25 protein-coding genes are annotated in these 26,294 nt (G+C 62.6%); 16 read left to right on the top strand and 9 right to left on the bottom strand.

The window, feature by feature from the left end; genetic code table 11:
• Positions 1–55 precede the first annotated feature (55 nt).
• From C2I35_RS10290 to C2I35_RS10265, 6 genes are all read left to right on the top strand, one after another.
• On the top strand, positions 56–901 hold the full coding sequence (locus tag C2I35_RS10290) for an arsenate reductase/protein-tyrosine-phosphatase family protein (protein WP_103762937.1): 846 nt from the start codon (positions 56–58) through the stop codon (positions 899–901).
• Positions 898–1,896, top strand: coding sequence for an ArsJ-associated glyceraldehyde-3-phosphate dehydrogenase (locus C2I35_RS10285; protein ID WP_103762936.1), 999 nt, complete (start codon positions 898–900; stop codon positions 1,894–1,896). Before C2I35_RS10290 ends, C2I35_RS10285 begins: the two co-directional genes overlap by 4 nt.
• The gene (gene arsJ, locus C2I35_RS10280; RefSeq protein ID WP_103762935.1) at positions 1,893–3,173 is read left to right on the top strand and encodes an organoarsenical effux MFS transporter ArsJ; all 1,281 of its coding nucleotides are present in this window, start codon (positions 1,893–1,895) and stop codon (positions 3,171–3,173) included. The genes C2I35_RS10285 and arsJ overlap by 4 nt, the downstream gene beginning before the upstream one ends.
• 345 nt (positions 3,174–3,518) lie before the next feature.
• Entirely contained in the window at positions 3,519–3,806 is a 288-nt protein-coding gene (locus tag C2I35_RS10275; RefSeq protein ID WP_057790788.1) for an HU family DNA-binding protein, read from the top strand.
• A 73-nt stretch (positions 3,807–3,879) separates the two neighbouring features.
• Positions 3,880–4,752, top strand: a complete 873-nt coding sequence (locus C2I35_RS10270) for a DMT family transporter (RefSeq protein ID WP_103762934.1) — start codon at positions 3,880–3,882, stop codon at positions 4,750–4,752.
• A gap of 59 nt (positions 4,753–4,811) precedes the next feature.
• Complete coding sequence (locus C2I35_RS10265) at positions 4,812–5,588, top strand: methyltransferase domain-containing protein (RefSeq protein ID WP_103762933.1); 777 nt, start codon at positions 4,812–4,814, stop codon at positions 5,586–5,588.
• Positions 5,589–5,596: 8 nt separating this feature from the next.
• On the opposite strand, the gene aroC is transcribed toward C2I35_RS10265, so the two are convergent.
• Positions 5,597–6,700: a chorismate synthase gene (aroC, locus tag C2I35_RS10260; protein WP_103762932.1), complete on the bottom strand. Its 1,104-nt coding sequence runs from the start codon at positions 6,698–6,700 to the stop codon at positions 5,597–5,599.
• A 266-nt stretch (positions 6,701–6,966) separates the two neighbouring features.
• Here aroC and C2I35_RS10255 point away from each other — a divergent pair, with 266 nt between their 5' ends.
• The 4 genes from C2I35_RS10255 (at position 6,967) to C2I35_RS10240 (ending at position 13,060) form a co-directional block, all read left to right on the top strand.
• Positions 6,967–8,610: an ABC transporter substrate-binding protein gene (locus C2I35_RS10255; protein ID WP_103762931.1), complete on the top strand. Its 1,644-nt coding sequence runs from the start codon at positions 6,967–6,969 to the stop codon at positions 8,608–8,610.
• Between the two features lie 552 nt (positions 8,611–9,162).
• Positions 9,163–10,512, top strand: coding sequence for an aminotransferase class III-fold pyridoxal phosphate-dependent enzyme (locus C2I35_RS10250; protein WP_103762930.1), 1,350 nt, complete (start codon positions 9,163–9,165; stop codon positions 10,510–10,512).
• 156 nt (positions 10,513–10,668) lie between these two features.
• A complete protein-coding gene (locus C2I35_RS10245) occupies positions 10,669–12,045 on the top strand; it encodes a cytochrome ubiquinol oxidase subunit I (RefSeq protein ID WP_103762929.1) in 1,377 nt (458 codons plus the stop codon).
• A 4-nt stretch (positions 12,046–12,049) separates the two neighbouring features.
• On the top strand, positions 12,050–13,060 hold the full coding sequence (locus C2I35_RS10240; protein ID WP_103762928.1) for a cytochrome d ubiquinol oxidase subunit II: 1,011 nt from the start codon (positions 12,050–12,052) through the stop codon (positions 13,058–13,060).
• 20 nt (positions 13,061–13,080) lie between these two features.
• On the opposite strand, the gene C2I35_RS10235 is transcribed toward C2I35_RS10240, so the two are convergent.
• Entirely contained in the window at positions 13,081–13,368 is a 288-nt protein-coding gene (locus C2I35_RS10235; protein ID WP_103762927.1) for a sll1863 family stress response protein, read from the bottom strand.
• 172 nt (positions 13,369–13,540) lie between these two features.
• Between C2I35_RS10235 and C2I35_RS10230 the strand changes: the two genes are divergently transcribed.
• On the top strand, positions 13,541–13,957 hold the full coding sequence (locus C2I35_RS10230; RefSeq protein WP_103762926.1) for a protein tyrosine phosphatase family protein: 417 nt from the start codon (positions 13,541–13,543) through the stop codon (positions 13,955–13,957).
• Positions 13,954–14,676, top strand: coding sequence for a 2-dehydro-3-deoxygalactonokinase (locus tag C2I35_RS10225; RefSeq protein ID WP_103762925.1), 723 nt, complete (start codon positions 13,954–13,956; stop codon positions 14,674–14,676). The genes C2I35_RS10230 and C2I35_RS10225 overlap by 4 nt, the downstream gene beginning before the upstream one ends.
• Here the strand turns inward: C2I35_RS10225 and C2I35_RS10220 are convergent.
• The 7 genes from C2I35_RS10220 to C2I35_RS10190 all read right to left on the bottom strand — a co-directional run bounded on the left by C2I35_RS10220 (position 14,673) and on the right by C2I35_RS10190 (position 21,303).
• The gene (locus C2I35_RS10220; protein ID WP_103762924.1) at positions 14,673–15,605 is read right to left on the bottom strand and encodes a metal ABC transporter permease; all 933 of its coding nucleotides are present in this window, start codon (positions 15,603–15,605) and stop codon (positions 14,673–14,675) included. The two genes, C2I35_RS10225 and C2I35_RS10220, sit on opposite strands and share 4 nt — an antisense overlap.
• On the bottom strand, positions 15,602–16,801 hold the full coding sequence (locus tag C2I35_RS10215; protein WP_103762923.1) for a metal ABC transporter permease: 1,200 nt from the start codon (positions 16,799–16,801) through the stop codon (positions 15,602–15,604). Before C2I35_RS10215 ends, C2I35_RS10220 begins: the two co-directional genes overlap by 4 nt.
• Positions 16,802–16,807: 6 nt before the next feature.
• A complete protein-coding gene (locus tag C2I35_RS10210) occupies positions 16,808–17,602 on the bottom strand; it encodes a metal ABC transporter ATP-binding protein (protein WP_425442900.1) in 795 nt (264 codons plus the stop codon).
• Between the two features lie 4 nt (positions 17,603–17,606).
• Positions 17,607–18,551, bottom strand: a complete 945-nt coding sequence (locus C2I35_RS10205; RefSeq protein WP_245890463.1) for a metal ABC transporter solute-binding protein, Zn/Mn family — start codon at positions 18,549–18,551, stop codon at positions 17,607–17,609.
• 266 nt (positions 18,552–18,817) lie between these two features.
• The gene (locus tag C2I35_RS10200; RefSeq protein WP_103762920.1) at positions 18,818–19,930 is read right to left on the bottom strand and encodes a site-specific DNA-methyltransferase; all 1,113 of its coding nucleotides are present in this window, start codon (positions 19,928–19,930) and stop codon (positions 18,818–18,820) included.
• Positions 19,931–20,023: 93 nt separating this feature from the next.
• The gene (locus tag C2I35_RS10195) at positions 20,024–20,668 is read right to left on the bottom strand and encodes a ribonuclease HII (RefSeq protein WP_103762919.1); all 645 of its coding nucleotides are present in this window, start codon (positions 20,666–20,668) and stop codon (positions 20,024–20,026) included.
• Between the two features lie 104 nt (positions 20,669–20,772).
• On the bottom strand, positions 20,773–21,303 hold the full coding sequence (locus C2I35_RS10190) for a hypothetical protein (RefSeq protein WP_103762918.1): 531 nt from the start codon (positions 21,301–21,303) through the stop codon (positions 20,773–20,775).
• A gap of 212 nt (positions 21,304–21,515) precedes the next feature.
• Here C2I35_RS10190 and C2I35_RS10185 point away from each other — a divergent pair, with 212 nt between their 5' ends.
• From C2I35_RS10185 to C2I35_RS10170, 4 genes are all read left to right on the top strand, one after another.
• Positions 21,516–21,758, top strand: a complete 243-nt coding sequence (locus C2I35_RS10185; protein WP_103762917.1) for a hypothetical protein — start codon at positions 21,516–21,518, stop codon at positions 21,756–21,758.
• 19 nt (positions 21,759–21,777) lie between these two features.
• Complete coding sequence (locus tag C2I35_RS10180; protein WP_211286128.1) at positions 21,778–22,482, top strand: winged helix-turn-helix domain-containing protein; 705 nt, start codon at positions 21,778–21,780, stop codon at positions 22,480–22,482.
• A 128-nt stretch (positions 22,483–22,610) separates the two neighbouring features.
• Positions 22,611–24,221, top strand: a complete 1,611-nt coding sequence (locus tag C2I35_RS10175; RefSeq protein ID WP_103762916.1) for a BCCT family transporter — start codon at positions 22,611–22,613, stop codon at positions 24,219–24,221.
• Positions 24,222–24,526: 305 nt separating this feature from the next.
• Entirely contained in the window at positions 24,527–25,972 is a 1,446-nt protein-coding gene (locus tag C2I35_RS10170; RefSeq protein WP_103762915.1) for a S1C family serine protease, read from the top strand.
• Positions 25,973–26,294: the final 322 nt, after the last annotated feature.

Genomic DNA, 26,294 nt, shown 5'->3' with positions numbered 1-26,294 from the left:
GACATCGGCACATCCACACTTGCGGATGCGCCACTAATTCAATATTTCATGAATCATGGAAACAATGATTCCCCACCGGCTCGCCACCCTCGGCCATCCCCGGCGCATGGCGGTCTTTCGCCTTCTGATGCGGCGCTATCCCGATGCCGTCCCGGCGACCGAACTGGCCCGCGCGCTCGACCTCAAACCCAACACGCTCTCGACCTACGTGAACGCGCTGGTGCAGGCAGGGCTGATCACGCGCACGCGCACCGGCACCTCTCTGCGCTACAGCGTCGACATGACAGCGATGCGACAAACCCTCGACTATCTCATCGGCGATTGCTGCCGTGGCCGCCCCGATGCCTGTTCCCTCACCTCCCAGCACACTCTTCTCGGAGTTCCCCAAATGACCGACCGCAAGTACAACGTGCTCTTCATCTGCACCGGCAATTCCGCCCGCTCGATCTTTGCAGAATGCCTTCTCAGGGCGGAGGGCGGCGACCGCTTCAACGCCTATTCGGCTGGCACCAAGCCCAGGTCCGAACTGAACCCCTTCGCCCTCGACGTGCTGCAACAGAAAGGCCACGACACCTCGGTGCTTGAGGCCAAGAACGTCTCGGTTTTCCAGGGCCCCGACGCGCCGCAATTCGATTTCGTCTTTACCGTCTGCAACCAAGCCGCGAACGAGGAATGCCCGGCCTGGACCGGCCAGCCCGTCAGCGCCCATTGGGGCATGCCCGACCCGGTGAAGGCCGAGGGCACCGACGCGCAAAAGGCGCTCGCCTTCCAACAGGCCTACGGCGCACTTCAGAACCGCATCAAGGCGTTTACAAGCTTGTCACTCGACAGTCTCGATCGGATTTCCCTACAAAAAGCCGTGGACGACATCGCAAACATCAACAGCGGAGCCTCCGCATGACAACATACGCCGTCAACGGGCTGGGCCGCATCGGCAAGCTGATCCTGAAACCCCTGCTGGAGCGCGGTGCGCAAATCGCCTGGATCAACGACGCCGTGGGCGACCCGGAAATGCACGCGCATCTTCTGGAATTCGATACCGTGCATGGCCGCTGGGACGCCGACTTCTCCCATGACGCCGACAGCGTCACCATCGACGGCACCCGCATCCCCTTCATCGGCACGCGCGACCTGTCGGCTCTGCCGCTCGATGGCGTCGACGTGGTCATCGACTGCACCGGCGTGTTCAAGTCCGAGGCCAAGCTCGCCCCCTATTTCGACGCGGGCGTGAAAAAGGTGGTCGTCTCCGCCCCGGTCAAGGACGGCGATGCCGCCAACATCGTCATGGGCGTCAACGCCGACATCTACGACCCCGCCCGCCACCGCATCGTCACCGCCGCCAGCTGCACCACCAATTGCCTCGCCCCCGTGGTCAAGGTCATCCACGAAAACCTGCGGATCAAGCACGGCTCAATGACCACGATCCACGATGTCACCAACACGCAGACCATCGTCGACCGCCCCGCCAAGGACCTGCGCCGTGCCCGCTCTGCGCTGAACTCGCTGATCCCGACGACCACCGGCAGCGCCACGGCGATCACGCTGATCTACCCCGAACTGAAGGGCCGCCTGAACGGCCACGCCGTCCGCGTGCCGCTGCTGAATGCCTCGATCACCGACTGCGTGTTCGAGGTCGAGCGCGAAACCACCGCCGAAGAGGTCAACACCTTCTTCAAGGCCGCGTCCGAAGGCTCGCTGAAAAATATCCTTGGCTACGAGGAACGCCCGCTGGTCTCCGCCGACTACACCAACGATCAACGCTCCGGCATCGTCGACGCGCCCTCGACCATGGTCGTCAACGGCACCCACGTGAAGATCTACGCATGGTACGACAACGAGATGGGCTATGCCTATCGCCTCGTCGACGTGGCCCTGATGGTCGGCGCGTCGCTGTGAGCCAGACCCGCGAACGCCCCGAGGGCCTCTCGGCCTATATCGCCGTCACCGCGGCCTACTGGGCCTTCATGCTCACCGACGGCGCGTTGCGGATGCTGGTGCTGCTGCACTTCCACACGCTGGGCTTTTCGCCCGTCCAACTGGCCTATCTCTTCGTCCTGTATGAGATCGCCGGCATGGTCACCAACCTCGCCGCCGGCTGGATCGCCGCCCGCTTCGGCCTGACCTCGACGCTCTATGCGGGTCTCGGGATACAGGTGCTGGCCTTGCTGGCCCTGACCCAGCTCGACCCCGACTGGGCCATCGGCCTCTCGGTCGTCTATGTCATGGTCGTCCAAGGCGCCAGCGGCGTGGCAAAGGACCTCGCCAAGATGTCCTCCAAGTCCGCCGTCAAGCTCCTCGCCCCCGCGACGGGCGGAGGCCTCTTTCGCTGGGTCGCCGTGCTCACCGGCTCCAAGAACGCGGTAAAAGGTCTGGGCTTCCTCCTCGGCGCCGCCCTTCTGGCGCTCTTCGGCTTCACCGGCGCGGTGCTCGGCATGGCCGCCATCCTCGCCCTCATTCTCGTGGCCGTCCTCATCGCCATGCCCTCGGGCCTGCCCAAGGGCCGCAAGGGCGCCAAGTTCTCCGAGGTCTTCTCCAAGTCCCCGAACGTCAACTGGCTGTCGGCGGCGCGCGTCTTTCTCTTCGGCGCACGCGACGTCTGGTTCGTCGTCGGCATCCCGATCTACTTCTACGCCGTGCTCTCCGACGGCACCGAGGACGGCAATCGCGCCGCCTTCTTCCTCATCGGCACGTTCATGGCCCTCTGGATCATCCTCTACGGCGCCGTGCAGGCCGCCGCCCCCCGTCTCCTGCGTGCCGCCTCCCGCCCCGAAGCCGACCTCGTCTACGCCGCCCGCGGCTGGGCCTGGGCGCTGGCCGCCATTCCCGCCGTCCTGACCGCCGCCGCGCTGGCGTCTTCCGGCCCGCAACCCTGGCTCACCGTCACGCTGGTGGCCGGCCTGCTGGTCTTCGGCGGCATATTCGCGGTCAACTCCTCCCTGCACTCCTACCTGATCCTCGCCTTCACCCGGGCCGAGCGCGTGACGATGGACGTGGGCTTCTACTACATGGCCAACGCCGGAGGCCGGCTCCTCGGAACCGTGCTGTCGGGCCTGACCTATCAACTGGGCGGCCTGCCCCTGATGCTCGGCACCGCGACCGCGATGGTCGCAGCCTCCGCGCTGGCGTCCGGTCGCCTCGATCCGGCCCTGGGCCAGGAACGCCCCGCCACGTAGCGCCAGTCTCCTGTTAACCACGTACGGCCCGTTAACCCCGGCAAATCGCGAAACGCGCACCGTCGCCATACCACCCGGATACCGACGCGATACCGACGTGGGATTTCGACCGCTTTTGCCCGATTAACCAAGTTTCACTGGCGATTCCCCGCCTCGCTTGCAGGATCGCCATTTGCGCGTTGAAGGTCCCTGAATCTCGTGTAAAACGGCCTGAACCCAAAAAAACAGGCCCAAAACACCGAAATCGGCCTTGTTTTACGACACTATTTGTTGTGTTTGCCTACAAGATACAGTTAAATCCCGCGCAGGAGGCCCAAGAAACGGGCAGTTGAAGGAGACCAGAAAATGGCAAAACCGATGACCAAAACCCAGCTCGTTGCGGCCCTCGCCGAGGAAATGGGCAGCGACAAGAAAACCGCGACAAGCGCCCTCGACTCCATGATCGAGATCATCACCAAGGAAGTGTCGAACGGCGGCGCCGTCACCCTTCCCGGCGTTGGCAAGATCTACTGCCGCGAGCGTCCGGCGCGCATGGTGCGCAACCCCGCCACCGGCGAGCAAATCCACAAGGATGCCGACAAGGTCGTCAAAATGACGATCGCCAAGGCCCTCAAGGACAGCGTGAACGGCTGACCTTGTATTCCTTTCAGGTTTCGGAAAGGGTCGCCCCACCGGCGGCCCTTTTCATTTCGAGGACGAGTAAAACATGGATGTTCGCGCGTTACTCATGGGGCTGGCCTTTGCCGTCATGTGGTCCAGCGCCTTCACCTCCGCGCGCATCATCGTCGCCGCCGCACCGCCCGTCAGCGCGCTCGCCCTGCGCTTCCTGATCTCGGGCATACTTGGCGTCCTGATCGCCCGCGCCCTGGGCCAGTCCTGGCGCCTGACCCCGGCGCAATGGCGGGCCACGATCATCTTCGGCCTGTGTCAGAACGCGCTCTATCTCGGCCTGAATTTCGTCGCCATGCAAACGGTCGAGGCCTCGCTCGCCGCGATCATCGCCTCGTCGATGCCGCTGCTCGTCGGCCTCGCCAGTTGGCTGATCCTCGGCCAGCGCGTCAGCGCCCTGGGCTTCGCCGGACTCGCCGCGGGAATGGCCGGCGTCGCGCTGATCATGGGCACGCGTATCCAGGGCGGCGCCGACCTTTACGGCGTCATGCTCTGCATCGGCGGCGTCATCGCGCTTACCTTTGCCACCCTGATGGTGCGCGGCGCGACCTCGGGCGGCAACTTCCTGATGATCGTGGGCCTGCAAATGCTGGTCGGCAGCGCCGCCTTGGGCGTTTTCGGCCTTGCAACCGAAACCCTTGAAATCGCCTGGTCGTGGCAACTGATCGCGGCCTTCGTCTACACCACGCTGATCCCCGGCCTCGCCGCCACGCTGGTCTGGTTCGCGCTGGTCAACCGCATCGGCGCGGTCAAGGCCGCAACCTTCCACTTCCTCACCCCGTTCTTCGGCGTCACCATCGCCGCCCTCGTGCTTAACGAAGCATTAGGTTTCTGGGATATTATTGGCGTGCTGGTCGTAACAGGCGGCATTCTCGCCGTGCAGCTCTCGCGTCAAACGGCCCCGCGCTAAGGCGTCGATTTCGTGATTTTTCCGCTTTCGGGTATTCTGAAACGCGGGGGGATGCGATCATGCTGCAATTCAACGCCGAGACCACGCGCCTGCTGGACCTCGTCTATCAAGGGTCCGACATCATCCAGCGGCGGCGTCTGTCGTTCGACGCTGTCATGCCGAAACCGGCCGAGACGATCCTCGATATCGGCAGCGGCAACGGCCTTTTGTCTGCCGAACTGGCCCGCGCCGTCGGACCCGGCGGGTGCATCATCGGGGTCGACCCCAGCAACGACATGCGGGAGGCCGCCATCGCCCGCTGCACCGAGTTCGAATGGGTCGAGTTCCGCGATGGCTCGGCTTATGATCTGCCGGTTGAGAGGGGATCGGTCGACAAGGCCGTCTCGGTGCAGGTGTTCGAATATCTCGATGACCTGCCACGTGCCTGTCGCGAGGTCGCCCGTGTGTTGCGCCCCGGTGGACGGCTGGTTGTCAGCGACATCCATTTCGACAGCTGGATCTGGCACACCGAGGATCAGCCGCGCATGGACCGCATGATCGCCTCGTGGGACGACCATTTCATCGAGCGCCGCGTGCCTGCGGTGCTGCCGCCGATGCTGCGCGACGCGGGCTTCGAGGTAGAGGATATCCGCCCGGTCACGCTAAATGATCACGATCTCAGACCGGACGGTCTGGCCCGCATGATGCTGACATTAATGGATAACTACGCGCGGCAGAACGACCTCGTCCCCGAAGCCGATTGCACGGCTTGGCGCAAAGAACAGGAAGCCCTCGCCGCTGAGGGGCGCTTTTTCTTTTCATTGACGCAGTTCGCGGTGGTCGCCCGCAAGTCATAGGCCTGGGATCAGCCGATCACGCCCCGCGGTCCGGCCCCGACCTGCCCGCGATGCAACAACAGGTGATCGAGCACGACACAGGCCATCATCGCCTCTGCCACCGGCACCGCGCGGATGCCGACGCAGGGGTCGTGCCGCCCCTTGGTGACAACCTCGGTCGGGCTGCCGTCCATCCGGATCGACCGGCGCGGCGTCAGGATAGAACTGGTGGGCTTCACGGCAAACCGCACCACTATGTCCTGCCCGGTGGAGATGCCACCAAGGATGCCGCCCGCGTGGTTGCTGGTGTATTCCGGACCATTCTCGCCCATGAAAATCTCGTCGGCATTGTCGACGCCGGTCAGCCGGGCCGCGGCCATACCCTCGCCGATCTCCACGCCCTTCACCGCGTTGATACTCATCATTGCCGCGGCAAGGTCAGTGTCCAACTTGCCGTAAACCGGCGCGCCCAGCCCCGCCGGCGCTCCGCGACAGACCACCTCAATCTCCGCCCCGACAGAGTTCTGCGCCTTGCGGATGCCTTGCAGATACTCCTCCCAGACCGCCACCGCGCCCGCATCGGGCAGAAAGAAATCGTTGCGGTCTATCTGGTCCCAGTCGATCTGGTCGGGGTCGATCGTGACCTCGCCCATCCGGGTCATGTAGCCCTTCACCTGCAGCCCCGGCGCAAGGCTTGCCAGCGCAGCCCGCGCCAGCCCCCCTGCCGCGACCCGTGCGGCCGTCTCGCGGGCAGAACTGCGCCCGCCGCCGCGATAGTCCCGGATGCCGTATTTCTGGTGATAGGTGATGTCCGCATGACCCGGCCGGAAGGTTTGCGCGATATCGCCGTAATCCTTCGACCTCTGGTCGGTGTTCTCGATCATCAGCTGCACCGGCGTGCCGGTGGTCTGTCCTTCGAACACCCCCGACAGGATCTTCACCGCGTCCGGCTCCTTGCGCTGCGTCGTGTGCTTGCTCTGGCCCGGGCGGCGCTTGTCCAGAAACTGCTGAAGGAAGGCCTCGTCCACCGGAACCCCCGGCGGACACCCGTCCACGGTCGCGCCCAAAGCGGGCCCGTGGCTTTCGCCCCACGTGGTGACGCGAAACAGATGTCCGAATGTGTTGAGGCTCATACCCTGTCTCCTTTGCCGCCTGATCTACCCGTGCGCTCAAAGCGTCTCAAGCAAATTCGCCGGGGCCGAACCACCCGCATTGATCACGTCGCAAAACTACAATTTGATGTCGCAAATATTACAGGTCGTACGTATCCGTCCGCTCATTCTCATTCGGCGACATGCCCGGTCGAATGCTGGCGGATTTTCGAAAAGACCCAGGAAAACGCTGACCTGCGAGCCGGAAAAACAGGATGGAACAACATCCGATCAACAGGGAGACTTCGATGACACACGAAACGGAAACCGCGCAGCTGCGCCCCGTCATACGCAAGCTGGCCGAGGACACGCGCGCCGGCAAGATGGACCGCCGCGAATTCATGGCACTCGCCTCGACCTTCGGCGCCAGCGCCGCCACCGCTTACGGCCTTCTGGGCATGGCTCAACCCGCCATGGCGCAGGATGGCGAAGGCAAGAAAGGCGGTGTTCTGCGCGTCGCCATGCGAGTTCTGGAAATCACCGATCCGCGCAAGTACGACTGGACCGAGAAAGGCAACCTGGGCCGTCAGTTCTGCGAGCCGCTGGTGCGCTGGAACTCCGATTACAGCTTTACCGGCCTTCTGCTCGACAGCTGGGAAGTGTCGGACGACGCGCAGACCTACACCCTCAACCTGCGCCAGGGCGTGACGTGGAACAACGGCGACGATTTCACCGCCGAGGACGTGGTCCACAACATCACCCGCTGGTGCGACAAGTCGGTGGAAGGCAATTCCATGGCCGCGCGCATGGCCTCCCTGATCGACGCGGAATCGGGCCAACTGGCCGATGGCGTGGTCGAGCAGGTCGATGACTACACCGTCAAGCTGAACCTGCCGCGCCCCGACATCTCGCTCATCGCAGGTATGGCCGACTATCCCGCGCTGATCGTGCACCGCAGCCACGGCGACGACACCGACCTTGCCCAAAGCCCGATCGGCACCGGCCCGTTCGAGCTGGTCTCGATGGATATCGGCACCGGTGCCGAGGTGAAGCGCCGCGAAAACGGTGAATGGTGGGGCGGCGACGTCTATCTCGACGGCATCAAGTTCATCGACTTCGGCACCGATGGCGCGGCCATCGTGGCGGCCTTCGACGGTGACGAGATCGACGTGAACGATGAAACCACGTCCGACTTCATCGACACGCTGGACGGTCTTGGCCTGGTCAAAAGCACCATGCCCACCGCCAATACGATCGTTGCCCGGATGCGCATGGACACCGAGCCCTACACGTCGAAAGAACTGCGCAACGCCGTGCAGATGGCGGTCGACAACAACATCGCGCTGCAACTGGGCATCAACGGCGACGGCATCACCGCCGAAAACCACCACGTCGCACCGTTCCACCCCGAATACGCCGAGATCCCCAAGAAAGAGGCCGATCCCGCCGCCGCCATCGAAATGGCCAAGGCCGCAGGTCACGGCGAAACCGAACTGGAGCTGATCTCGATCGACGGCGACTGGCGCACGGTGACCACCGACGCCATCGGCGCGATGCTGCGCGAGGCGGGCTTCAACCTCAAGCGCACCGTCATCCCCGGCTCGTCCTTCTGGAACGATTGGACAAAGTACCCCTTCTCGACCACCAACTGGGGCCCGCGCCCCTTGGGCGTGCAGGTATTGGTGCTGGCCTACAAGTCGGGCGAGGCCTGGAACGAATCCGGCCACTCGGACCCCGAGTTCGACGCGATACTCGAAGAGGCCGTTGGCGTGTTTGACGCGGACCAGCGGCGCGAATACTCCGCCAAGCTGCAAGCGCGCCTTCAGGACAACGGCGTGATCATACAGCCCTTCTGGCGCAATCAGACCAAGCATTTTGCCGAGCATGTGAAGAACGACCAGGTGCACCAGTTCCGGTACATGCATTTCGAAAATGTCTGGCTCGACACCTGAACCTGTACCAGATCATCACCACCCCAATAGCGGCGCCCCGTGCGCCGCTATTTTTTTTCGAGTCGAAGTCAGGGGTTAGCGCCTGTCGCGGTTAAAACGAATCACGCGATATTGACCGGCGCGAATCACTTCGCCTATACCTTGTAAAACAGCATGAAACGCACGGGGACAGGGGACCGGACCCGTGCATCCATCGGGGGACGCCGTGTTGCGAACGGCACTGGGGCACATCTTGATTTCGGCACCGCGTAACCACGCGGGGAATGCCGCATGACCCGGGCGACGGTCATAACGGACCAGCGTGCCTCTGCGCCCCATCCAGGCTTTTCCGATATATTTCAGACACACACCGCGATCGGCGCATCGCGGTACACCCTGACCGGGGACGACCAGCGAGACCCGGCACGGTAACCCGACAACGCGGCAGGAGGGAATGAGGGGCCGAACCAACGGCCCCCTTTCTTTTGCGCGGTCCCCATTGGCGTCACTGGACAGAACCCCGGCACGGTGCCACGTTTGATCAAATCCGCGACTCAGACACGGGGGCTTTCCATGAAAGACGACAATTTCCTGCGAGAGATGAATGCGCGCCACCTGTGGCACCCGATGGGCCACCCGGGCGAACAGCAGGAACACGCTCCCACCATCATCAAAAGCGCCGAGGGCGTCGAGATTACCGATATCGACGGGCATCGCGTGGTGGACGCCGTGGGCGGACTGTGGTGCACGAACTTGGGCTATTCCAACGACGCCATCAAACAGGCGATCAGTGACCAGCTGTGGCAACTGCCCTATTATTCGGCCTTTGCCGGCACCACCAATCCCCCGGCGATCGAGGCCTCCTACGCGGTACAGGAATTCTTTGCCGAAGACGGCATGGCCCGCGTCTTTTTCACCTCCGGCGGGTCCGACGCGGTCGACACGGCCCTGCGCATGGCGCGGCAATATCACCGCCTGCGCGGCGAGCCCACGCGCACCAAGTTCCTGTCACTCAAAAAGGGCTATCACGGCACACATTGGGGCGGCGCGTCGGTCAATGGCAACAACCGCTTCCGCATCACCTACGAGCCGCTTCTGCCCGGCTGTTTCCACCTGCCCAGCCCTTATACATATCGCAATCCGTTCCACGAAACCGATCCTGCCAGGCTGGCCGAGAAGATCGCCGCCGCGATGGTGGACGAGATCGAGTTCCAGGACCCAAGCACCATCGCGGCCTTCATCATGGAGCCGATCCAGGGCGCGGGCGGAGTCATCGTGCCCGACGCCAGTTTCATGAAGCACATGCGCGAGATTTGCGACCGCTACGGCATCCTGCTGATCTCCGACGAGGTCATCTGCGGCTTCGGACGCACCGGCGACTGGTCGGGCGCCCGGCACTGGGGCGTGCAGCCCGACATGATGACCGTCGCCAAGGGCATCACCAGCGCCTATTTCCCCGTGGGCGGCGTCCTGCTCGGCGAGACGGTCGCGGAGGTGTTCGAGGGCGCCGACGCGGGCGGCGCGATCTGGACGGGCTACACCTATTCGGCGCATCCGGTCGGGGCCGCCGCTGTCGTGGCCTGCCTGTCCGAGACCTTGCGGCTGGATACGAAAACCAACGCCGCGGCCCGCGGCACCCAACTGTTCGAAGGCGTGCGGAACCTGATGGAGAAACACGACATCATCGGCGATGTACGGGGCGGGCACGGCCTGATGACCGGCATAGAACTGGTCAGCGACCGCGCCGCGAAAACCCCGATGGACGCAACCACAGTCAAGCGGGTCCACAAGGCCACGTACGAGGCCGGCGCGATGGTCCGGATCGGGGGCAACAACCTGCTGATGTCACCGCCGCTGATCATCACCGAGGCAGAGATCGACCGCGTTCTTTCGGCCCTGGACGCGGGCTTTGCCGCAGCCTGACGGCAGCACAAGCGAAAACGAAGCGGCAATCCGAGCGTCCGCCGTTCCCACTTTTGCCGCGCCCTCTGGTCGCATTGGGCGGAAATTCGCGCGTTTCGCCTTAGGTTGATTGGTGGCGGTTACTGAAGTCCGTCGCAACCTGTCACCCTAAGAGCCATGGACACACTCCTGCTATCGCGCATCCAGTTCGGTGCCAACATCTCGTTCCACATCCTGTTCCCCACGATCACGATCGCGCTGGGGTGGGTGCTTTTCTACTTCAAGCTGCGCTTCAACCGCAGCGGCGCGGAACGCTGGATGAATGCCTACCGCTTCTGGGTGAAGGTGTTCGCACTCAGCTTTGGCCTTGGCGTCGTGTCGGGGATCACCATGTCCTTCCAGTTCGGCACCAACTGGCCCGGCTTCATGGAAACCGTCGGCAACATCGCAGGCCCGCTTCTGGCCTACGAGGTCTTGACCGCCTTCTTCCTCGAGGCCGTGTTCCTGGGCATCATGCTTTTCGGCATGAGCCGCGTTCCGGGCTGGCTGCACACGCTGGCCACGTTCCTGGTGGCGTTTGGCACGACCATGTCTGCCTTCTGGATCGTCGTGCTGTCCAGCTGGATGCACACGCCGGCGGGGTTCGAGATGCGCGACGGCGTGGCCCACGCAACGGATTGGTGGGCGATCATATTCAACCCGTCCATGCCGTACCGCGTGACCCATATGCTGCTGGCCTCGGGCCTGACGGTCGCGTTCCTTCTGGCCGGCCTGTCCGCTCTGCGCTGGCTGCGCGGCGACAAGGGCGAAGACGTGCGTGTGTCACTCGTCACGGGCCTTGGCCTCGGCGCTCTTCTGATCCCGATGCAGATCCTCGCGGGCGACATGCACGGGCTGAACACCCTGGAACATCAGCCCGCCAAGGTGGCCGCGATGGAAGGCAACTGGGACACCCAAGGCAACGCCCCGCTTCTGCTCTTCGCGATCCCGGACGAGGCCGCGCGCGAAAACCATGCAGAGATCGGCATTCCGAACCTTGCGTCGATCATCCTTACGCACCATGCCGACGGCGAAATTCCGGGCCTCAACGACTTTGTCGCCGAAGATGGCGCACTCCTTCACCCGCCCGTCGCGCCGGTGTTCTACGCCTTCCGTGTCATGGTTGGCACCGGCATGGCGATGCTCCTGATCAGCTGGGGCGCCGTGGGCTTCATGGCGTTTCGGCGGCGTGGCCCCGAGGGCCTGCCCAAGCCGCTGCTGCTGGCGCTGGTGCCGATGGCCTTTTCCGGCTGGGTCGCCACGCTCGCGGGCTGGTACACGACAGAGATCGGACGTCAGCCATGGCTGGTCAGCGGCGTGATGACGACCGAACAAGCCGTGGCCGAAGTGCCCGCACCGATGGTGGCGACGACGCTGGTCATCTACCTTTCGGTCTATGCCGCTCTTCTGCTGGCCTATATTTTCGTGCTCTATTACCTCGCCTGTGTCGGACAGCAGGCGAAAAAGCGGGGCCGTCCGGACATGCCCGGGCTGAACCCGGCCCCGGCAGAGTAGACGCATGGACACGTTCGGAGATCCCGCGATCTGGTTGCCGCTGGCCTTTGCCGGTCTCATGGGCCTGTCGATCCTGTTCTACGTCTGCCTCGACGGGTTCGACCTCGGGATCGGGGTGCTGTTTCCCTTCGCCACGGAGGCCGAGAAAGACCGCATGGTCGCCTCGATCGGACCGTTCTGGGACGCCAATGAGACGTGGCTGGTTCTGGCCATCGGCATCCTTCTGGTGGCCTTTCCCACCGCGCACGGCGTGATCCTGACAACCCTCTACCTGCCGGTCGCCCTCATGCTGGTGGGCCTCATCCTGCGGGGCGTCGCTTTCGAATTCCGCGCCAAGGCCCCGGCCCGGCGCAAGCGGCTCTGGGACCTGTCCTTCTGGATCGGAAGCCTCATGGCGTCGCTGTCCCAGGGCTTCATGCTGGGGCTGTACGTCATGGGCCTGAACATGACGCCCTTCACTCTGCTCTTCGGGGCGATCACGGCGGTCTTCCTGACGGTGGCCTATTCCTTCATCGGGGCGACTTGGATGATCCTGAAAGCCGAAGGCGAATTGCAGGCCAAGGCCATTCGCTGGGCGCGTGACGGGATCTGGGGCGTGATCCTGGGGCTGGGGGCCATATCGCTGGCCTCGCCCTATGTCAGCAGCCGGATCTTCGACAAGTGGTTCACGCTGCCCGAGCTTTACTTCCTCGCGCCGCTGCCCCTGATCTCGGCGGGCCTGATCTTGCTCCTCTGGGGCCTGCTGCGCAGCCTGCCGCGCAAAAACGACGCGCTGTGTGCCGCGCCGTTTGCCCTGACCATCGCGCTTTTCACGCTGGGCTTTATCGGCATGGCGTATTCGTTCTACCCCTACGTGGTACCCGAGCGCCTGACCATATTCGAGGCCGCAAGCGCACCGGAAAGCCTGATGATCATCCTCGTCGGCACACTTTTCGTCCTGCCGATGATCATCGGGTACACGGTGCTGTCCTACGTGATCTTCCGCGGCAAGGCGACGGAGCTGCGGTATGACTGACGCCCGGGGCGGTCAGCGGTTCAGCTGAACCGCTTCCACGCATCCTGCATGGCCTTTGACATGTCGTCCCATGCCTTGTCGGCACCGGCCTTGACGTCGTTCCATGCCGCCGACTGATTGCGCTGCAACTCGTCCAGCTTGACCTGCATCTCGTCACGTCGTGCGCGAAGCTCTTTCAGGTGTTCCTCGTACTGGACCTGCGCATCCGCTTGCGCCTTCTCGGCCTGCGCGCGCATCTTGTCGATATTGGCCTGCCACTCCTTCATCTGAGCCTCAAGCTTCTTGGTGTAGGCGTCCTTGTCGGTCATAAGCCTCGGTCCTCCCTTTCAATGCGGTTCACAATCATGCATCTGGGAATATAGCACGCTTGCCGGTCTCGTGCAGTCGCCATGCACCCAACCATCGCTCTTGGCGACGCGGTCATTGAAATCCATCGTCATTTGCGCCCATATTGGCTTTAGCCGGAACAGGAGCCAAAGCATGGATATTCGCCCCCTGACGCAGGAATTCGCCGTCTCGCCGCAAATCGACGCGGCACATGTGCGCGAAGTCGCCGGAGCGGGGTTTCAATCCATCCTCTGCAACCGGCCGAATGACGAAGAACCCGGACAGCCCGAGTTCGAAGCGATCAAACAGGCGGCGGAAGCCGAAGGGCTGGAAGTGTGCAGTGTGCCCATCACGTCCGGCATGATCACCCCCGATGCGCTGGCCGAGTTCGACAAGGCGCTTCAGGACCTGCCCAAGCCCATTCTGGCCTATTGTCGCAGCGGCACCCGCTGCACCATGCTCTGGGCCGCGGTGGAACATGGCCGCCGTGCCGATGAAGAGATCATCGAACGCGCCGCAAAGGCGGGGTATGACGTGGCTCCGCTCGTGCGGCAAATGCAGGCGCGATGACCCGCTGGATCGCGCTTGTTCCCGAAAGCTCCGGCCTGTCGGGGCACCTGATTGACGGCGAAAGCCTCTTGAGACACACCACCGCAGCCTCGGAAGACGCGGTTCTGGCGGAGCTTGGCGATGCACCGCGCATGGTGCGATTGGGCGATGGACCGCCCGATCGCCTGCCCACAAGCATTCTGCCGGAAAACCGTGGCACCCTGCCCGCGCTCGAACAGGCCAGCCCGCCCGACATCATCAGCGCCAGCGTACGTCTCTGGATCGCCGGTGCGCTTGCGACGCGCGTGCATTGGGACGGTGTGATATGCGCGACGCAAGCCGATGTGACCCATTGGATTCATATCAGCGCAGGCGAAGCGATCAGCGCCCAGACGGTTCTAACACCGCGCCTCGTGACCGCGCTCGATGGTGCCGCATCGGCGGATGCCGATGCGCTGGCCGATACGCTAAGCCGACCGGAGCGCCTTGCCGCGCATTTGCGTCAGGCCGAAATCGCAGGCGACCGCGCGGCTTTGACAGGTCACCTACTGGGGGCCGAACTGGCCGCCACCCGGCCCTATTGGCTTGGACAGGAGGTTCTGGTGATCAGCACCGAACCTGCCCCGCACATGACGGCGCTCGCTGCTCAGGGCGTGCCGGCAACGGCACTGGACCCCGGCAATCTTGTCGGGGCCGGGCTTGTGGCGCTGGGCCGGACGCTGGGTCTGGTGGACAGCTAGGGTGCCGACGCGCTGACGCCGCTTCGGTGGCGGCACGGGCCGAATGCGGCGGCCAGACCAAGGATTGCCCCCGAAACTGTCGCGATCATGCCCGCCGCACTGACTGCATCGTCAAAGCCCAGCCAAAGCGGGCCGTATCCGGCCAGCACGTACCCCAGGACCGCAGAGAGCACGGCGAACCCGATCGACCATGCCACCTGCGCCTCAAGGCCGTTGGTGACCATCCGTGCGGCGGCGGGCGGGCAGATGAACATCGCGATCACGATGATCGAGCCCACCGCGTCGAACGCCGCAACCGCCGCGATGGCCGCAACCACGACCAGCCCCAGCCCGATCAAGCTTACAGGCAGCCCGACCGTGCGCGCGAACGCCTCGTCAAAGGTCGACAGTTTCAGTGGTCGCCAGAACACCCATGTCAGTCCCGTTACCAGCACCAACGTCAAGGCCATCCGGGGCAACTCGGGCGGCAGGCCCCGCAGAGCACCGATATCCGCAAGCGACGCCCAGCCCTGCGCATCAAGCCAGATCAGGCTTTCAAGGTTGCCATAAAGCGCATGTTCGACATCAAGATGCACCGAAGATGTGTCCGATTGCTCCAGCAACAGGACACCGCCCGCGAACATCGCCGTAAAGACGACGCCCATCGCGGCACCCGGCTCGATCCCGCCCAGCCGCCTGATCGCCTCGATCAGGCCGACAGCCACAAGCGACGCACCACCTGCCCCCAGCATCATCGGCCACGCGGCCACGACCCCGGTCACCAGAAAGGCAACCACGATCCCCGGCAGCACAACGTGACTGATCGCATCGCCAATCAGCGCCTGACGCCGCAGCAACAGGAAATTCCCGGGTATCGCGCAGGCGACCGCGGCAAAGACCCCGATCAGCATGGGCGCCAGGGACAGGACGACGAATTCCTCGCCCATCAGAACACCCCCTTTGGCTGCAATTCGCGATCAAGAGCGCCTAACTGATCCGGCGTCAAAACATCGTCCAGCGGTGTCAGCCCGTCATAGCTGGCCGCCGCTTCCTCATAGGCCGGATCCGAGCGTAACAGCTGCCAGCGCCGCTCATCGCGCAATGCCTTGCCGGCCTGAGTCCGGCCAAGCTCGGTCGCCACGCCGTCAGCACGAATAAGCCCCCGGCGCCGCATAAGACGCAGGGTCAGGCCCTCGTAAATCGGCTGCCCTTGCGCCAGCGCCAACAATCCCTGCCGGACATGAACCCGCGCACGAAACCGCCGATGCCGCAGGACCACGGCGAAAACACCGCGATTGGGGGCCGTCAAAAGCGAAAGGATGAAAAGCGCGAACGCGACCAGCACGATGATCGGGCCGGTGGGCAACGCCGGGGCCGTGGCCGAAACTGCCGCTCCGGCATAGCCGGACACTGCGCCGATCAGACCGGCCGAAATCACCACATGGCCAACCCGGTCAGTCCAGAACCGCGCCGCGACCGCCGGAATGATCAGCAGCGCGACAATCAGGATCAACCCCACGACTTTCAGGCCCACGACAGTGATCGCCAGCGCCAATCCCATCATCGCCAACTCGACTCTGGGTACGTTCATAGCCAGGCTCGCGGCGAACACGCGATCAAAGGCCACCATGGTCATCGGCCGCCGGAACGCGGCAACCAGAAGAAGCACGATCGCGCCGCCCGACGCGATCACCATCGCGTCCTGCCACAACATTCCGGCTGTCGAGCCGAGCAGGAAGCTCTCCAACCCCGCCTGCCGCCCGGAATTCATCGACTGGATCACCGTCAGCAGCACGATACCGAAGCCGAAAAACACCGACAGTACCGCCCCGATGGCCGCATCCTCCGACAGCCGCGTCCTGTTGGTCAGGGCACTGACGCACAAAAGCCCGACGGCCGCCGACAGGGCCGAGCCGACCAGCAGACCCGGCAGGGCCCGCCCGTCCCCGCCAAGCGCCACCATCACCACGAAGGCGAGCGCGACGCCCGGAAGGGTCGCGTGGCTGATCGCGTCGCTGACAAGCGCCCTCTTGCCCAGAAACAGGAACGTTCCCGTCGCACCCGCCGCCATACCAAGCAGCGCCGCGCCAATCGTGACAAGCGTGGCATTGTATCCAAGCTGCAGTGTCAGCGCGTCCCAAATCATCCTTGCTTACCCCAATGCGCCCATTTGCGCCGTGGCCAGCCGCCCGCCATACGCCTTTTGAAGGTTGGACTGCGTGAAGGCGTCAGCGACCGCCCCTTCGGCAACCTTGCTGGTACTGATGATGAAAACGCGGTCGAAATACTCGGCGACCGTCGACAGGTCGTGATGCACCGCGACAACCGTCTTTTCCAATCCGCGCAAGTCCTTCAGCACCGAGATGATCGCCGTTTCGGTCGCGGCATCGACCCCGGCAAAAGGCTCGTCCAGCAGGTACAGCTCCGCGTCCTGCGCCAGCGCCCGGGCAAGGAACACCCGCTGTTGCTGACCTCCGGACAGTTGCCCGATCTGCCGGTCGGCAAAGCCGTCCATGCCCACGCGCTCAAGACAATGCAGCGCGGTTTGCATGTGCTTTGTCTTTACCCGGCCCAACAGGCCAAGTTTTCGATATTGGCCCATCATCACCACATCCAGAACGCGCGCCGGAAAATCCCAGTCCACGGTCGCTCTTTGCGGGACATAGGCGATCCGGGCCCGCATCTCTTCGAGGTCTTCGCCCCACGCCGTGACCTGCCCCGACACGGGCTTCACGATTCCCAGCGCGGCCTTCAGCATCGTCGATTTGCCCGCACCATTCGGACCAATGATGGCCGTCATCGCGCCTTGTTCAAACGTCGCATCCAGCGAAAACACGGCTGGTTTTTCTCCGTAGGAGACTGTCAGCCCACGCACTGCCAGTGGGCTTGCGGCCAGCGCGTCACGGTCCTCGCGATTGGCTTCGGTCGTCACCAGTTCCACGCTCACGGCCTCAGCTCCCTTCTTCCAGTTTGCCCTGCATTCCGCGCTGCGGCACCTCGCCGCCAAGCGCCCGGGCGATTGTTGAGACATTGTGGTCGATCATCCCGATATAGGTGCCTGTGTATGTGCCCGGCGCGCCCATCGCGTCCGAAAACAACTCGCCGCCGATTTTCACCTTGTGCCCCTGCGCGGCAGCCCCTTCGACCAACGCACGAATGTTGCGGTCGCTGACGGAAGTTTCAACGAACACGGCCCCGATGCCGCGCTCCACCAGCATGTCCGCCAAGGTCCTGATCCGGTTCAAGCCGGCCTCCGACTCCGTGGATATTCCCTGGATACCGACGACTTCGAAACCATAAGCCGCGCCGAAATAGCCAAACGCGTCATGCGCGGTCAGAAGCACTCTGGCGGGCTGCGGCACGGTCGCCAACACATCCCGCGCGTAGGATCCGAGGGCGTCCAGCTCTTCCAGATATTCCGTGGCATGGGACGCGAACATATCGGCACGGTCCGGCGCCGCCTCGCTCAGCGCGTCACGCACGCCATTGACCACGTAGGTCCAAAGGTCCGGCACCATCCAGACATGCGGGTCGAACTTGTTGGCGTAATCCTCATGCGCGATCCGCTGGTCGCGCGGCACCGCCTCTCCCACGGGCACAGCCGTCCCTCGCTCTCCCAGCTTCAAAAGGAATTCTTCCATCTGCGCCTCGAGGTATAATCCGTGCCAAAGAACCAGGTCGGCGCGCAGCGCGGCCTGGATGTCGGTTCGGGTCTGACGATAGGAATGCGGATCGACGCCGGGTCCCATCAGCGCTTTGACCTCGACATGCTCCCCGCCCACGCGACGCGCCGCATCGGCGATCATCCCGGTCGTGGCCACCACTGAAAGCGATGCGCCCTGCGCCCGCAGCGGCGTTCCGGCCAAGGCGCCAGCCGCCAGGGAGGTGATCAACATGGTCCGGCGAGAAAATCGCATTCGTAAAAGGCCCCTCTTGCAGGTAGTCGAACATGAATATGCAAGTCATTCTCAAAAAGTCAATGCGGCGCAGTCCTTGCGTTTCTGTCGTCGCGCGTTCAACGGTCCCAAAGCATTACGGCACCCACCTGCAACACCTGATGTAGACCCATGAAAAAAGCCCCCGCCGTCAGGGGCGGGGGCAAGGTGAGTGCCATGTGTCAGGCCACAGGCACCGGCGGTGTTCTTGAATTCTGTGAAAACCTTTAGTTGGCGCGATCGGCCATTTCAGCCCGGATCTGTTGCCGGAACACATCAATGGACACGGGCTTGCCATCCCGCTTGATGCACCAATAGGTCCAGCCATTGCAGCTGGGCGCACCTTCCAGCGCCGCGCCGACCTGGTGGATCGAGCCCTTGACGTCATCGCCCACCAGCGTGCCATCGGCGCGCAGCTTGGCCTTGTGACGTCCGTTCATGCTCAAGAGTTCCTCGCCCGGGCGCAGCATGCCGCGCTCTATCAGCTGCCCGAAGGGCACGCGCGGCTCGGCCCGCTTGCTGGTGCTGACCTGCAACGCCGCGCGATCGTACTTGCGCACCAAGGCCAGCCGTTTCTCGGCCACCTTGCGATAGGCTTCCTCGCGCTCGATCCCGATGAACTCGCGCCCCAGCATCTTGGCCACGGCGCCCGTTGTGCCGGTGCCAAAGAACGGGTCCAGCACGACGTCGCCGGGATTGGTCGTGCCCAGCAACACACGGTGCAGCAGGCTCTCGGGCTTCTGCGTCGGATGCGCCTTCTCGCCCTGATCGTCCTTCAGCCGCTCGTGCCCCGTGCAAATGGGCAAAACCCAGTCGCTGCGCATCTGGATGCCTTCGTTCAGCGACTTCAGCGCCTCGTAGTTGAACGTGTATTTCGCCGCCTCGTCGCGGCTGGCCCAGATCAGCGTCTCATGCGCGTTGGTCAGGCGCTTGCCCCGGAAATTCGGCATCGGGTTCGACTTGCGCCACACCACGTCGTTCAGGATCCAGAAGCCCGCGTCCTGCAATACCGCGCCGACCCGGAAAATGTTGTGATAGGAGCCAATCACCCAGATCGCGCCATTGGGCTTCAGCAGTCGCCGCGCGGCCTTCAGCCAGTCGCGGGTGAAGCGGTCATAGACCTCGAAACTGGCGAACTGGTCCCACGCGTCATCGACCGCATCCACCTGGCTGTTATCTGGCCGGTGCAGGTCACCGCGCAGTTGCAGGTTGTACGGAGGGTCGGCAAATATCAGGTCGACGCTGCCTTCCGGCAGGCCGTTCATGACCTCGATACAATCGCCACCAAGGACAGTATTCAACGGGAGCGTTTCCACGCCCTGCTTGGTCTTTGTCGTCATCTTTTCTGCCTCTGTCCCGGCGCCTTGTTGTGCGCTCTGGTCGTTGAGGCCAAGGATGAGTCAAAGCCGATTCGCGGTCAATTCCTTTTTGAATCAGTCGGTTAGGTTTTTTTCTTGATACAAGATATTGTGCACCGGCTTGAACGAACGTCTATGGTGTGGGGTCACACCAAGATTTTGCAAAGCGGCCATGTGGCTTTTGGAGCCATAGCCCGCGTTCGTTTCCCAGCCATAGCCGGGATACTGTTGCGCCAAATCCCACATGATGCGATCGCGCCTTATTTTGGCCACAATCGAGGCCGCCGAAATCGACAGACAAACCGCGTCGCCCTTGACGATCGCGCGCCCCTCGCAGGGCATCTCGCGGGGCAAAAGGTTGCCATCGACCAGCGCCAGGCAGGGCGGCCGCGAAAGCCCCTCCAGCGCCCGCGTCATCGCCAGCTGTGCCGCCCGAAGGATGTTGATCTCGTCGATCTCCTCGACGCTGGCATGGGCCACCGAAACCTCGGCCACCTCCAGGATCGCATCGTGCAGCACCGCGCGTCGCTTCGCCGTCAGCGCCTTGGAATCGTTCAGACCTTCGGGGATGTGCTCGGCGTCCAGAATCACCGCCGCCGCCGTCACCGGCCCGGCGAGCGGGCCACGGCCCACCTCGTCCACGCCCGCCACGCGCAAGGCGCCCGCGACCAGCGCCTCGGTCTCGAACTGGAAATGGGGCCCATGCGCGGTTGTGATCATGGGCCCCTGATAGTCACGTTTACATCGGAGGAAAAGAAGGGAGGCACCCGTAGGATGCTTTGAACCGGGCCCCTCCCCTCACTGCTCGACCGGTATCCGCGCTCTTATTTGCGGTACTTGTCACTTCTGCGGTCGAAGAACCCGTGCCGCTCGAGACAGGCGCTGCCGTAAACCACGCCACGCCGTCCATTTCCGCGGGTCTCCACCGCGCAGCGATGCGGCAGCGCGTTGAACCTTGAATAGTTGTTCAGCAGGCAGTGCCGGCCATAGCCGCGCAGCACACCGCCCCGGACCCGCACGTCGCGGCGGCACTGCTGCGGCAGCGCAAAACGCCCGCCATGACGACCGCGATTGCCATAGCCGTCATGCCCGCGCCGATACCCGCGATTGTCGTAGCGGTCGTGCCCACGGCGATGCCCATTGTTGAACCGCGGCACATGACCGCCCTGATGGCGCGTCACCGCGCGGTCGTCGCGGCGCTTGTCGGCGATGGCCGCGCCGATCAGTCCCAGGGCAACCGCCCCCGCCACCCATTTGCCGACATCCCTGTCGCCGGCCTGCGCCGGGGCTGCTGTCATTCCGGTCACCGCCAGCGCGGCGGCCAGTATCAGCGATATGAACTTCCGATGTGTCATGTCAGATCCTTTCTCTGCATTCAGCTTTGATCGGTCTCCTCCCCCGGTCATGACGTCACCGTGTCGGCCCGGGTCAGGCGATGCAGCAAGGATCGGTCCACCCCGCCCAGACAGGCAATATCGCCCACCTGCTATCGGATAACACGGCACGAAAGGCCGTTTGCCGCCAACCGGATATTGAATAGCGGCGGGGATGCGCGCATCTTGGCGCAATGAAACGCACACTCCTCCCCCTCGTCGTGACGCTCGGCCTTGCCGCCGCCACGACCGGCGCCGCCCAGGCCGCCTGCTATGCCGAGTACAAGGCCAAGCGCGACACCCCGTTCGAGCTGATTTACGAGGTCGCGCAGATCAGCGGCCCTTGCACCATCGCCAACGCCACGGCTCAGCTTGGCACCCGCCTGGCCGGACAAGGCCTGACCCTGCTCAAGGTCCTCTCGGTCCGCGAAGGCTAGAAGAAGGAGACTGCCGCACGTGCAGGATTTCGACACCTCCATCACAGACACCCGCCGCTCCGGCAACCGGATCGTGCTCTTTGGCGTCGCGGCCATCGTCACGATCCTTGTCGGCGCCGCGATCCTTCTGGTTCTGACCCTGCCCGACGCCAACGCCTTCAATGACAAGGTGGCGCAGATCTTCGCCGAGAACGACGCGCTCACCTCGGATGCCGAGATCAAGCTGCTGGAAATCCTCGCCCTCTCGGGCACGGCCTTTTCCGAAACGCTCGGCAGCTACCGGATGCTTATCCTCGTCCTTCTGGTCTTCGCCACGGCCCTCCTGGTGGCCGCGCTGGTGTTTCTGGTCATGCTCGTCGGCATGAACCGCCGCCTCGCGCAGATCGAACACTCCGGCATCCAGGTCAGTTCCCTGCTCATCAGCCGCGAGGAAAACGCGGTCTACCTCAACAACATGGGTTTCAAGCTGACCGATGCGGCGATGGAAACCCTCGCCGTTCTGGCCGAGGCACGCATGGACGACGACGTGCTCTCGGGCGCCGAGATCGAGGCGGTGATCTCCGGTCGCTCTGCCGACGATTGCGAAGAGGCCGCCGGCGCGACCCGCATCAAGCGCCTGCGCGACACTCTGGGCAACCAGATGGTCTCGGAACTGCTGGTCAAGAACATCGCGCGCCGCGGCTATATGCTGGCGATCGACAAGAAAGTCATCCGCGTGATCTGACGCCGCCCGCGCCCTCTGGCGCGTGTTTCGCTTGCCGAGCTACCACAAGTTGTGGAACTCACCCCACCCCCTCTGCGTTCAAGCCCTTAACGTCTAAGAACGAAAAACGTCCAGAGGGGGACAGTCATATGACTACGTGGGTTGAACGGATGGGCCTGAAAACCGATCCGGTGATTTTCTCGATATCCGCCATCTTCACCATCGTCTTCGTTCTTGCACTGGTCATCGCGCCGGAACCCATCGGCGACGCCTTCGCCGCCGGGCGCGCGTGGATCGTTTCTCACCTGGGCTGGTTCTTCATCCTCGGCGTCAACCTCTGGCTCGGTTTCCTCGTTTGGACCGCCATGAGCCGTCACGGCCATATCCGCCTCGGCCCCCGCGACTCCCGCCCCGACTACACAAACCTGTCGTGGTTCACGATGCTGTTTGCCGGCGGCATCGGCACCGTCCTGATGTTCTGGGGCGTGGCCGAACCCATGAGCCATTTCGCCACCCCGCCCCTGCCGGGGGTCGAGCCCTATTCCGAAGAGGCCGCGAAGGACGCGATTTCCATCGCAACCTATCACCTCGCCCTGCACACCTGGACGATCTTCGCCCTGCCGGGGCTCGCCTTCGCCTATTTCATCAACCGCTACGACCTGCCCGTGCGCGTCAGTTCCGTTTTCTACCCTCTGATCAAGGACCGGATCTACGGTCCATTGGGCAAAGCCATCGACATCGCGGCGGTTCTCGGCACGCTCTTCGGGGTCGCGGTCTCGCTCGGTCTCGGCTCGTCCCAGATCGCCGCCGGACTTTCCGCGCTCTTTGGCTGGGACTCCGGCGTCATGCTCAAGGTCGCGATCCTCGCGGTCCTGACAGCCGTGGCTGTGGTGTCCATCGTCGCCGGCCTCGACAAGGGCGTCAAGCTTCTGTCCAACATCAACATCGGCATGGCCGTGGGCCTCATGATCTTCGTGCTGATCTGCGGCTCGACCCTCTTTTTGCTGCGCGGCATGGTCGAAACCGTCGGGCTCTACCTCGGCAACCTGCCGCGCCTCGCGTTCTGGAACGACATGCTGGCCGATATCGGCCCCAATTCCGACGGCTGGGGCTGGCAGGGCGGCTGGACCGTGTTCTACTGGGCATGGACAGTGACGTGGTCCCCCTTCATCGGCCTTTTCGTCGCGCGCATCTCGCGCGGGCGCACGATCCGCGAATTCGTCTTCGGCGTGCTGCTGGCCCCGTCGCTCTTTACCTTGATCTGGTTCTCGATTTTCGGCTGGCAGGCGATGGAGATCGACGGCATCGGCGCCGCCGCGCGCGATGCCCTGGGGGACCAGGCCGGCGCGCTCAGCGATGCGGTGGCCGAATCCGTGCCGCTCGCCATGTTCGCCTTCTTCGAAAACTTCCCCTTCGCCGACCTCGTACAAGGTATCGCCGTGCTCGTGGTCGCGATTTTCTTCGCCACGTCCTCGGACTCGGCTTCGCTGGTGGTCGACATGCTCTGCACCGGCTCGCCAGACCCCGGACCGACTCGCCAGCGCGTCTTCTGGGGCGTGTCCGAAGGGCTGGTGGCCACGATGCTGATCGTCCTCGCGGGCGACGCCGGCCTGACCGCCCTGCAACAGGTCATCACCGTCGTGGGGCTCCCGATCTTCTGCCTCGTGTTCCTGATGATCCCGGCGCTGATCCTCGGCTTGCGCAACGAGGAGATCGATCACATCACCATCGGCAAACGACCGGGCTTGTCCAAGTTCTGACGTCATAAACGGGAAACTGGCGACCCCGGCAGGACTAGCTTTCTGATTTGCGCCTTAAAAATAATTTAAAATCAATACGCTTACAAGGAGCGTTTCTGCCGTGTGTCACCCATTGTGTCACGTGCAACGGTGCTTTTTTGCCATTGAAGCGCTCTCGAATGAACCTTCAGACCGATCAAATACTCCTCCTCCGTTTTAGCACCTACTGAGAACTCCCACGCGCCTTTAAATTGTCCAAACATCTTCTCGCGATTGCCAGAACGGTCGTTAGTGTGACAGCTTAAGGTGTAGCCGGAGTATCTACCTTGAAGCGCATTATTTGCATCATTTTGATAGTGGTTTCATTTGCTGCCACGCCTCACGCCGCATCTACGCAGGAGTACCAAACGCTACTTCGCGGCTTTGACACAAACGCTCTCTCACACTCCGAAAAGCGTTTCATTCAAGCTGCGTTGGCATTTGAGGGTGACTATAATGGCCTCTTGGATGGTGCTTGGGGCAAGATTAGCCAACGAGCCTTAGAGAGGTATTCACGACGTGAGTTTGGAACTCCCTACGAGGAATGGCATTTGGCCTTCCTCGCAATTTCTTATCTAGATCGATACGAAACTGATGGCTGGAGTATGAGATACTTCCCCACTCTTCGGCTTTCTCTGCTGTGGCCTGAGAAGACGGTAATCCAAGACCCTCCTACAGAGTACTTCTCGAACTTCCGGCACTACGGCAGCACCCTTTCGATCTCGATTGGTCGACACACCAAGGCGCAGACCCAGAGCCTCCACGAATTCACAATTCAGAACCACGCGCTTTCGTCAAAGCCCTACACGGTTAGAAAAACAAACTTTGCCGTTTCCTCGGGGACAAAGAGCGATGGGTCGACGCTCTACACGCGTTCCAATTTCATAGACGGAGCATGGTCAACAATCATGTTATCAGCGGGTCGGAGAGACAAGTCAGTTCTAAAAGCTGTAACAGCCAGCATCGCGGTTGGGCATTCTCCGGCACTATCAATCGATGAAGGTGGCCGTCTTGAAGACGCTATAGTCAAGACTGTCGCCGTATTGCAGGAAACGAACGAAGAAGAAGAGCGGTCCCACAGTGCCGAAAGTGGTTCAAACGCAACCGAACCACAGACTACACTTCGCGAAGGCTCTGGTACTGGCTTCTTTGTTTCAGACGAAGGGCATGTACTTACCAATGCCCACGTAGTCCAAGATTGCACTCGCCTGTTCGTCGATAGGAATAAAGCGGAATTACTTTCATCTTCTGATCAATTTGACCTAGCAATTCTAAAAACGGATTATGCAGAAGATGATGCGGTCGCCGTGTTTTCCACCGGATCAGCTAGGTTGAACTCAGACATCACTGCGGTGGGTTACCCTTACGCTGGTGTGCTCAGCGGACTCAATGTCACTAGAGGCTCTGTATCCTCGCTAAAAGGATTAGGCGGAGATGCTATGACAATGCAGGTTACCGCACCAGTTCAAAGCGGCAATTCAGGCGGTCCGCTCTTAGGTCCGGATGGAGAGGTTGTTGGTGTTGTCGTGTCCAAACTGGACGCGGTAAAAGCAGCTGAGGTATTTGGCGACATCCCACAAAACGTGAACTTCGCGGTGCGTGGTGAGATAGCCAAGTTGTTCCTGGCTCAAAATGGAGTCGATCCGATATTGGGCTATTCGGACGAACTCAAGAGCGCTGTTGATTTAGCAGAAGAGGCGTCAGCTTTCACTGTATTTATCGAATGCAGATAGCAAAAATGCGCGGATACAAGCATCGATTCCCTTCGTCTCCGCCATATTTCGAAAGCCTACTCAAGTAACTGAAATTATTTCATTAAATGTGGCATCAAGGTCGTTAACCACACACCACAGCCATACCTAAACGACATACCGTTGCGCTTCTGCAAAAGATTCCAACGCATTGCATCCACATCATCAAAGCCTAGAAATAACGACGTCCAAGTAAGCTGAACGTTTCTATGTCTAGTCAAGGATGCGAGTTAGGGCGGGAACCGGACTTTCGCTGCCATGTTATACGCACCATGCAGTGCGGGCCTAAGCGGACTTTCGTCTT

The sequence above is a fragment of the Roseovarius confluentis genome (assembly GCF_002917925.1).
GTDB lineage: Bacteria > Pseudomonadota > Alphaproteobacteria > Rhodobacterales > Rhodobacteraceae > Roseovarius > Roseovarius confluentis.
Note: the sequence above shows the minus strand (reverse complement) of the source record. Positions and strands in the feature narration are given on the sequence as shown.